This window comes from uncultured Nostoc sp. (assembly GCF_964245575.1).
Taxonomy (GTDB): Bacteria; Cyanobacteriota; Cyanobacteriia; order Cyanobacteriales; family Nostocaceae; genus Nostoc.
The window spans coordinates 1-9,175 of record NZ_CAXTNP010000291.1 but is presented as its reverse complement, the minus strand read 5'-3'; the positions used below and the strand labels follow the sequence as shown (position 1 = coordinate 9,175).

The 9,175-nt window shown below is 40.0% G+C and carries 7 protein-coding genes; 1 reads left to right on the top strand and 6 read right to left on the bottom strand.

Annotated features, from left to right (window positions below; genetic code table 11):
* Positions 1–50: 50 nt before the first annotated feature.
* The 6 genes from ACFFAP_RS31670 to ACFFAP_RS31645 form a co-directional block, all read right to left on the bottom strand.
* Positions 51–1,070, bottom strand: a complete 1,020-nt coding sequence (locus ACFFAP_RS31670) for an ATP-binding cassette domain-containing protein (RefSeq protein WP_375514929.1) — start codon at positions 1,068–1,070, stop codon at positions 51–53.
* Between the two features lie 140 nt (positions 1,071–1,210).
* Positions 1,211–2,185, bottom strand: a complete 975-nt coding sequence (locus ACFFAP_RS31665; protein ID WP_375514928.1) for a choice-of-anchor A family protein — start codon at positions 2,183–2,185, stop codon at positions 1,211–1,213.
* Between the two features lie 202 nt (positions 2,186–2,387).
* On the bottom strand, positions 2,388–3,857 hold the full coding sequence (locus tag ACFFAP_RS31660; RefSeq protein ID WP_375514927.1) for an aminotransferase class I/II-fold pyridoxal phosphate-dependent enzyme: 1,470 nt from the start codon (positions 3,855–3,857) through the stop codon (positions 2,388–2,390).
* A 132-nt stretch (positions 3,858–3,989) separates the two neighbouring features.
* Positions 3,990–6,665, bottom strand: a complete 2,676-nt coding sequence (locus ACFFAP_RS31655) for an AAA family ATPase (protein ID WP_375514926.1) — start codon at positions 6,663–6,665, stop codon at positions 3,990–3,992.
* A gap of 37 nt (positions 6,666–6,702) precedes the next feature.
* Entirely contained in the window at positions 6,703–8,286 is a 1,584-nt protein-coding gene (locus ACFFAP_RS31650; protein ID WP_375514925.1) for a trypsin-like peptidase domain-containing protein, read from the bottom strand.
* A gap of 60 nt (positions 8,287–8,346) precedes the next feature.
* The gene (locus tag ACFFAP_RS31645; RefSeq protein ID WP_375514924.1) at positions 8,347–8,658 is read right to left on the bottom strand and encodes a CU044_2847 family protein; all 312 of its coding nucleotides are present in this window, start codon (positions 8,656–8,658) and stop codon (positions 8,347–8,349) included.
* Between the two features lie 323 nt (positions 8,659–8,981).
* Between ACFFAP_RS31645 and ACFFAP_RS31640 the strand changes: the two genes are divergently transcribed.
* Positions 8,982–9,175: hypothetical protein (locus tag ACFFAP_RS31640; protein ID WP_375514923.1), on the top strand; the 194-nt coding region annotated here is incomplete at its 3' end.

Here is a 9,175-nt window from a genome sequence, read left to right as displayed (position 1 = left end):
TGGGGATTAGCAAAACTTTTTCCCAGTCCCTAGTCCCCAGTCCCCAGCCCCTATCTCATATTCTGCTTTTTCTCAGCTTTAGGATCGCGAGTGGCAACTGCTGCCAGCTCTGCATCCATGAGTGTGCGTCCTGTAGCGGCGAGGTAAACATCATCCAGGCTGGGGCGAGATTGGGCAATGCCAAATATGGGCAAGCCAGCAGTATTCAGCGCTTGCTGTATGTTAATCAGAACATCGTTCTGAGGTGTCACCACCAAGTTGAGGGAATTACCTTGAGCGCTGTTGATGATTACTTCTTGCACAAACGGCAAAGGTTGCAAGAGGTTTTTGGCAATTTCTGCTTCCTCAATCGGGGAAAACTCGCGGATTCGCAAAGTGATGCGATCGCCACCTACTTGATCTTTCAATTGTGAAGATGTCCCAGCAGCAATTACAACACCGCGATCTATAATTGCCACGCGATCGGCTAAAGCGTCAATTTCTTCTAGATAATGGCTGGTAATTACTACCGTCGTCCCAGAGGCGCGTAATTTTCGCAGGAAATCCCAAACCACAAAACGCGTTTCTATGTCAAGTCCTACAGTTGGCTCATCCAACACCAGAACATCAGGTGCATGGAGCAACCCAGCAGCCAAGTCTAGGCGCTTGCGTAAACCGCCAGAATAGGTTCCTGTCTTTTTATTGGCGTATTCTTGTAAACCGAGTAAATCTAATACACTCTCAATACGCTGTTTGGCTACTGCGCCTGGGAGGTGATAAAGTGCGGCTTGCAGTTGCAAGAGTTCTCTTCCAGTCAGCACCTTATCTATAGCGACTTCCTGAGCTACATAGCCTAGTCGTTGTCTTGCCACTCTCGGATTATCTAACACAGAAATGCCAGATACTTCGATTTTGCCAGCATCGGGTGTGGTAAGTGTACATAAAGCACGCAAGGTAGTAGTTTTACCAGCACCGTTGGGACCAAGTAAACCAAAAATTTCTCCTGGTTCTACCTGAAAGGAAACATCCTGGACGGCAACTACTGTACCGTAACGTTTTTGCAGATTTTGAATGAAAACGGCGGGAGCCATGACAGCTTATCCCCAACTATACAAATCTCAATAAAGTCTATCTTTATTGTAGAAGGTAGGGAGCAAGGAAATAGCGCATCAGCGAAAATCTATAAACAAGTTCACCTTATGCGCTATGCTGCCAAAAGTTTATGATTATTTTAGGCAAGTTGCTTGCGTTTGTGGCGAAGTAAACCAAATACTACAGCAATTAATCCTAAACCTAGAAGATTTGTCGGCTCTGGAACCTGAGTACGGGTGGGAGGCTTAGGCGGAGTGTAATACTTACTTGGGAGATCCGGCAGATCGCCATTAAACAGATAGTTGTGAGACTCGCCATTTCCTGTTAAAGAAGATACTATCACGTTACCGTTAACTTGACCGTTATTGAAATTGAAATTAGCCAAAGGAGCAAGAATACTACCTAGTATGCTAATCCCACTGGCAGTTATGTTTGTCGCTTCATAGAAGTTGTAGATCACCTTTTGTTTATCTGTGCCAAGGATATTGAACCCAAAGTTTTGCAGCGACACATCTTTACCACTGATATTGACAACAATAGTCGAATTTGCGTCTCCCTTAATTTCAAAATAGTTCGTCTTGGAGACAGATGAGCCTGCAAGATTAAAAACATTGAAAGCAGTACCACTGCCACTCAGGTTAATAGCACCCCAAGATTGAACTGTTGTTTTACCAGTAGGAGTTAAGGTTGCTAAATATTGAGATAGCCCTCGCAATTGTTTCCCTGCTTCATTGAAGTCGATGGGATTACTCTTGCTGAGAGTTCCTTGTGGAAATCCCACATTGCTGGACACATTGGCACTGCCTCCATAGACAGCATTACCGTGGTAGACTTGACCGTTGCTTAGAGTTAAGTTGTTTCCAGCTACTACTACGTTGCCGCTATTGCCAGAAAGTCTGCTTCCAAGTCCGCCGACGAAATTCACGTTACCGCCAGCAGCAAGTTTTCCTTCAATATCTGTATATTTTTGAGAAATATCTCCTAAAACAAATACGTTGTAATCAGAGGCAGCGCCTAACTCAACTGCATTCGCTTTTGCTGAGAAACCCAGTGCCATCGTGACTACAATAGGAGTTGCTACTACTCCCAAAATATAATAAGTTTTTGATTTCATATTTTTATTTATGGATTGTTAACATCATCCTATGTGCATAAATCAAAGATTGCATTAGCTACTGAACACGATCATTGAAGTTTCATAGTTTGCATAAATACTATATATTTTCCTATAAATTATCTGCTCAACCGCAGATTTACTGTTGACTGCATCAATTAAATTTTTATCAAGAATAATTTGGGAGTTAGGAGTTAAGACGTTATTTCACAACTTTCAAAGTTTTGAGGCTAGTATCAGCACAACCACTGATAAATCCTCCCATCGCTTGAATTCGTTGCAGATAATCAAGGATGGATTTCGTGATGACTTCTCCCGGCATTAACAAGGGAATTCCTGGGGGATAGGGACAGACGATTTCGGCACAAATGCGTTGATTACTCTGTATCAAAGGTAGTACTTCACTGACAGTAAAAAAGGCTTCGCGGGGAGAAAAATGTAAAGCATGACACTGTGTAGTGAAAAGCTCCTGCCAAAGATGGCTTTTAAAAGTTAAGTTGTTTCGGCGATATTCTTTGGCAAGAGTAGTAAAACTTTGTACGAGTTGCTCAATATCGGCTGGGGTGTTGCCCAAACTAATGATAAAGGTGAGATGTTGTAGTGAGGCGAATTCAGCAGTAACACCTAATTTTTCATCGAGAATCTCATCTGCTTCAAATCCGGTTAAACCTAAACCAGAAACAGTGACAGTTAGCCGCGTTTTGTCTAAAGCTATAAAGCAGGGAGATCCTTCCAACCGAGGCATTTCCAAAACTGATAATCCAGGAATTTGACTGATTTTTGTTCTAGCTTTATCAGCAAGTTGCAAAGTGCGAGACATCAACATTTTTCCGTGGAGTGCCATTTGCTGACGCGCTGCATCTAAAGAAGCTAAAAGTAAATAACTAGGACTGGTAGATTGTAAGAGTTGCAAAGCTTTACTGATGCGATCGCAATCAATCCTGTTACCTTGGACGTGCAGCATCGATGCTTGTGTCATCGCACCGAGTACTTTGTGGATGGATTGTACAGTTAAATCGGCACCTGCGGCTAAGGCTGGAGTGGGTAATTCTGGATGAAAGGCAAAGTGGGCGCCGTGTGCCTCATCTACAAGTAGAGGGATATTATATTGATGTGTAATGCTGGCGATCGCACTCAAATTTCCACAAACGCCGTAATATGTGGGGTAAACTGTCAACACTGCTTTAGCATCTGGATGCTGTTGGAGTGCAGATTCTACAGCACTGGGCGTGATGCTATGGGCAATATCTAAAACTGGATCGTATTCAGGATTGAGAAAAATGGGTATTGAACCTGAGAGAATTAAACCAGCGATCGCAGAAGAATGTACATTGCGAGGCAGAATGATTTTATCGCCTGTGCCACAGGTAGCGAGAATTGCTGCTTCAATCCCACAGGTAGAACCATTGACAAGGAACCATGTTTGTGAAGCGCCAAATGCCTCAGTTGCTAGTTGTTGTGCTTCTTGAATAACGCCTTGGGGTGCAAATAGATTATCTAAATCTGCTAATTCGGTTAAATCAGCGCGAAAGACGGCTTTACCAAGTAAATCAGCCAAGGGTTGAGAAATTCCCTCACCTTGTTTATGTCCTGGGGTGTAAAAAGGCGCATGGGATCTTGCTGCATTGGCTTTTAAGGCATCTAATAAAGGTGTTTGGTTTTGATTGAGCATTTTTGAAAAAACGAACTCTCAATAATCAAATTTAAAGTCATTCCTAGACGATAAAAGTTTTAACTTTTGGATACTATAGTCATAACAAAAAGGTTGCGTTGTGTGCCTTATCTAATTTCTTACTTTAAATAATTAGCTTCTCACTGCACGCTCTCTCACCCATTGTTTTAATAGAGGGATTTCAAAATCATATCCTCCATTGATTTTGTGTAAAATATGATAACGCAACAAGCGGGTTAATACCTGTTCAGCAATTTCAGTAGTTATAGGTAATAAAATATCAGTCTTGGCAACTTGTAATAATAATTCTTGACCAATTACCATTTCTTCAGGTGTAGTTCCTGTAAATTCTGTCCAAATATTTGTAAAATAAGGTTGACCGGAAATAAATGCGTCATTAATAGAAGCTTGCAAGAGTTCAGTAGTAATAAAATTAGTATGGTTAAAGTTAGCTTGATTCACCATTGATGCGCCCAATAATTGTAGGCAGTAAGGGTGACAATTGGTAACATTTAATACTTCTTCTACAATCCCTGGAGCGTAACGTAGTGCAAAAGCTGGATCTGGATTAAGCAGTAATTCCTCGGCTTCGTTAGGTTCAAGATAAAGCATTTCTATCGGGACAACGCTGATAAAATAGCTACTCCATTTCGGGCCTAATTCTTCTAGAGTTTGCACCCCAGAAAAGAGAAAACCGAGTTGTTCATAATGTTGAATTAAGTGGCGTAGTTGGTCAAATAAACGTAAAGTTATCTGTCCATTTCGGATGGCAGTACCGATTTTTTCAAATTCATCAAGGTTGAGAAGGATGCGCCGTTCTCCGATTTGGGCAAGTGCTTCATCCAACCAATCTTCTAAGTTAGTATAGGGACTAGCTTGAAAATCGGTGCGTTTAGGAATGTTTGGTAATTGAACGCCTTGACTTTTGCAGTCTTTATGAATTGCACGGACTAAGCCAAAGCAAAAGTCAGATTCGCTGGTGGTAATGGCGGAACTTTGCATATCCACAAATACGGGGAGAATATCACTGGGAAGCAGGCGGGGAAAGTTATACAAAAACGAAGTTTTACCACAGCGACGGGGGCCATGCAGCACAAGGGTAGGTCGGTCACGGTCTAAAACTCGACGGACAACTTCATTGGCAAATCTCTGACGACCTTTAAACAAGTTTTTTTGGTCAAGTCGCACCGGATTTCCATATTGGAACGGGTTGATTAGTTCGCCTTGAGAGAGTTTGCGTTGTTCATTTTGTTCCAGTTCAATAACCCTTTGCCAATGTTCCAGTACAGGTGTCCAGCGTTTGATGGCTTCGTCTTTAAATCCGAGAGAGGGTAATTGGGATTGTAATCGAACAACATTGTTATTGATTTTTTCTAATCCTCGTTCTCGTAGGGCTATATTTTCATTTTCGAGTGCAGATTGAATATCTCGAATAATAGTTTGCAAACGAGGAAGAAGGATAGAAAGTTCAGGTTTAACCTTTGGTAAAGGTGTTGCTGAAGTGGGGGTATCGCTGTCAAAATCGAGGTGATAGAAGGGGGAAATCAGGAAAGGTAATATAGGATGGTCTGAGTTGGCAGTAAAGATTAGTTCTGGAATACTTTGAATTTGCTTGAGTTGGTCGGCGACAATTTGTGGTAAGGCATTTTGCAGGGTTATTTGAAATCCTGGTAAGGAAAAAGTTTGGGTATATTGAAAGATTGTTAAGGCTTGTTGAGGTCTTTCACGAAATTCAGAAATAAAAAGTTGAGCATGATTAGGTAAAGGTATCCACAGGAGTTCGCTAGTGTAAGGAGGAAATTGAAAAAGTATTTTTGCTGTTTGGGGACGTAACCATCTAATTCTTGAATCTGAAAATCTGAAAAGTTTTAGTAAAGAATTAAGGAATGTATAACCACCTAAAAAGATAAAGCTATAATCAGGAAATATTCTGTAATAGCTGACTAAGGTTACAGGGATAATTAATGCTGAAAGCCATCCTAAATTTTGGGCAGAAAGAGCTATTAAAATCACTGTAGTGATGATAAAAACTCTGTTGTCTTTTGCTGGTGCAAGAGCAAAAGCGATTAAACTTGCAACAACCAAAAACCAAGTAAGCGGTAAAGTAGCAACTCCCGCCACTGCTCCCGCCACTGCTCCCGCCACTTCGACCGCATCATGACTATTTTCTATACTTTCTGTTGGTGTAAATAGGAAAATGCCTATCACTCCACTTACTAACAACAGAGACAACCAGTTTTGAGTTGCTAACCACGCTCCTAATATCACACTGATTGTTCCCCCCACCACCATCACATTACGAGCAAGGGAAAGATGTTCATTTTTTAACAGTTGCAATCTTAACCAAACAGTTAATGATACAGATACTCCAAAAGCTGCAAGACCTATCTCTATTTGAGCTAAAGGAGGTAAAATTTTAATAGTTTCTATTAAGCCCTTTAACCATCTATCAGGCTGATTTAATACAACTATCAACCACAATAAGGGGATAACCAGTCCTAAAGGTAAAAATAAAACTCCTATCGTATAAGCAATTAACATTACACAAGGTAACTGTAGCAAATCCAACAATTGATTACGTTCAATCAGTCTTAAAAGAAGAGGGATATTAAAAATAAATAATAGTAATAAATACTGAATAATAAATCGGAAGTTTCCGAAAACTAAAATATCCAAAAAACTTGTGTCTGGTCTGCGTCCATCTTTTTGTTTTTGAGGCAACCATTCATTCATTTGTTGCTGAAGCCTTGAAGGACAAAACATTGCCCACCAAAATAGTTCCCAAATTTCTCGCAAAAACCGCAACATTTTTTATATTTAATGTTTGAATCTTTGGCTGATTGCTTTATCTTTTACCTTTCACAAACTCTGCAAAAACACTGCTAAATAAACCCCGATTCTTCCGTAATAACCCATGACGGTGAAGCCTATCTACAATTGCCAAATCGGGAATAGGTAAATTACTCTTTCCCAATTCATAACGCAATGCTAAACGTTCAACTTCGGTTAAATCTTTCCAAAGTTCTTCAAAACGAGGCTTTGTTTGAAAATTAAACTCATTTTTAGCTATTTCTTGATTCCTATTTTGCCACAACATCGCCCCCGCCATCTGCACATAATAGGGCAACCCTCCTGCTAACTCATCTACCCATTGTAATACCGCAGAATTAGGCAGAAATTCTTTCTGTCCTTTCTGGATGATGCTTTGCCAAGCTTCCTCCTCTAATGCCCCTACAATAGTCGTACTGAAAATATTGGCAAAGGGAGAACCCAGACTCAAAGTTTCGTAAACTTCATTAAGAGGGCGTTTGCTGGCAATTACCATTGTTAATAAACCCGCAGAAGCCTTAGAACGCCAATCTTCTCCCCAATCCTGAAACAATTCTAATCTATCTTTTTTACTAGCAATGGCTTCAAACTCATCCAATAAAATAATTAAACGATACCCTTCATCTACTAAAAACTGTAAGCCATCTTCTACTGCAAAGCCATCTTCATTATCTTCCTTTGACCAAGGAAAATTCCTTGTTAGTTTGTGAATCCCTCGCCTTAAGCCTTCAATAATCCCCTCTGGAGTATGAAAATTCCCATTCGTTAAATCTAAGAAAACAACTAAAGGCTTTTGTTCTGGCGAACAAAATTCGCTGATTCTTTCTGTGATATAGCGCAATAGAGAGGTTTTGCCATTGCGCCGCAAGCCTACCAAATTAATACATTGAGGACTAATCGCACCAATGCGGTTTTTAATCTCTAAAATCTCTCTTTTCCGTCCGTAAAAACGTTGTGGAGGAACAGGAAGACCATATTCAAATGGATTATCACCTTTGGGCTTTGGCTGATGAAATTGTTGATTAAGTGAGGCAATTTCAGGAAACTGTTGCACAATAACTTGAGCCGAAACTGCCCGTCCCCCTAAATCGTTACTTTCATCACGGGAAAGATGCACAATTCCACAAACTTTACCTGTTAGTAAATTTAACAAAGGCGATCCACTAAAGCCTGAGATAACTTGCCCTTGCTTTAACTTATAGAGAATAATATCCTGTTTAAAACTTATTCCTTCATATTTAAAGCTTGCCGAATCTCCCTGCGAATAATCAACTTCGCTATTCTTGGGATAACCGAAAATATATAAATCATCGTTAGTATTGGGTTTTGTGTCATCCAATTCAACACAGGGATGATCCAAACAATCCTCGTCCAGTTGTAAAAGGGCTAAATCAAGGGGATATTTGCATAATTGCGTAACTTTAGCTGTGTAATTATGGTTTCCTGCTTTCCAGAATACTTGCACAGGGTTATCTTTCGCAGATTCGACTACATGGGCGCAGGTGAGAATCCAATTCGGTGCAACAAAAAAACCTGTTCCCTGACTACTGGCAACATTTAAACGCACTGTACAGCGTTGTAAATCGTCTTCGTTACCCATTAATTGCTCTCATCTAAAATCTTTGTAAAAACATTACCACAACTGTAAGACAATCAACTGTTATTTACTCCATTCCATTGTAATTTCCAGGTTAGCTGTGCCTGTTCCTTTCACAATTAAAGCGGTTAGTTGTCCTGACTCAACTCCAATTTGTAAACCTAATTTGACACTAAATTTATCTGGTTTGACTGTCTGGCTAATATCTTTTAATGTACCTGCGACATCTTCAGCAATGGATTTAATAATTTCTGTGGCTTGTTTAAAGACTCTGGTTTCATCAGAAACAGGTTGTTCCCCTATAGGCGTAACCTCTACTTTAATTATTTTGCCGTCAGAAAGTTGAAAGGAAATAATTTTAGTTTTATCTGCCATACTTTCTTTTTTATGTTAATTTTTAGTGCAAGGATATTCCTGAAGAATGAGAGGAAGGTATATGGTATTGTTACATTTTTCGGGCGAGATTAATTTAAATCTGGCAAGAATTAATAATATGCTACACGTTACTTTGATCATTTCATTTTTTGAAAGGTTTCAGAACTTTATAAGCAGTAATTACAGCCTAAGTATTTTATATAACGGTTCTCACTTGAGTTAGGTACAATAACCCCACCCCCAACTCCTCTCGAAAACGAAAGCTGTTTCATTCCCTCAAAGGCTTAAAAAAGACTTGTGTTCTGAATGAAAGTACTTGTGTTATGAACGAAAAGACTAGTGTTCTGGACGAAAGTCCTTGTGTTCTGGACGAAAGTCCTTGTGTTCTGAACGAAAGTACTTGTGTTCTGAACGAAAGTACTTGTGTTCTGAACGAAAGTCCTTGTGTTCTGAACGAAAGTCCTTGTGTTCTGAACGAAAGTCCTTGTGTTCTGAACGAAACTACTTGTGTGTACAC

Bases quoted from the DNA above. Each gene is read 5' to 3' on its own strand.
- ACFFAP_RS31655 (WP_375514926.1), bottom strand. From the start codon at position 6,665: ATGTTGCGGTTTTTGCGAGAAATTTGGGAACTATTTTGGTGGGCAATG.
- ACFFAP_RS31660 (WP_375514927.1), bottom strand. From the start codon at position 3,857: ATGCTCAATCAAAACCAAACACCTTTATTAGATGCCTTAAAAGCCAAT.
- ACFFAP_RS31665 (WP_375514928.1), bottom strand. From the start codon at position 2,185: ATGAAATCAAAAACTTATTATATTTTGGGAGTAGTAGCAACTCCTATT.
- ACFFAP_RS31650 (WP_375514925.1), bottom strand. From the start codon at position 8,286: ATGGGTAACGAAGACGATTTACAACGCTGTACAGTGCGTTTAAATGTT.
- ACFFAP_RS31645 (WP_375514924.1), bottom strand. From the start codon at position 8,658: ATGGCAGATAAAACTAAAATTATTTCCTTTCAACTTTCTGACGGCAAA.
- ACFFAP_RS31670 (WP_375514929.1), bottom strand. From the start codon at position 1,070: ATGGCTCCCGCCGTTTTCATTCAAAATCTGCAAAAACGTTACGGTACA.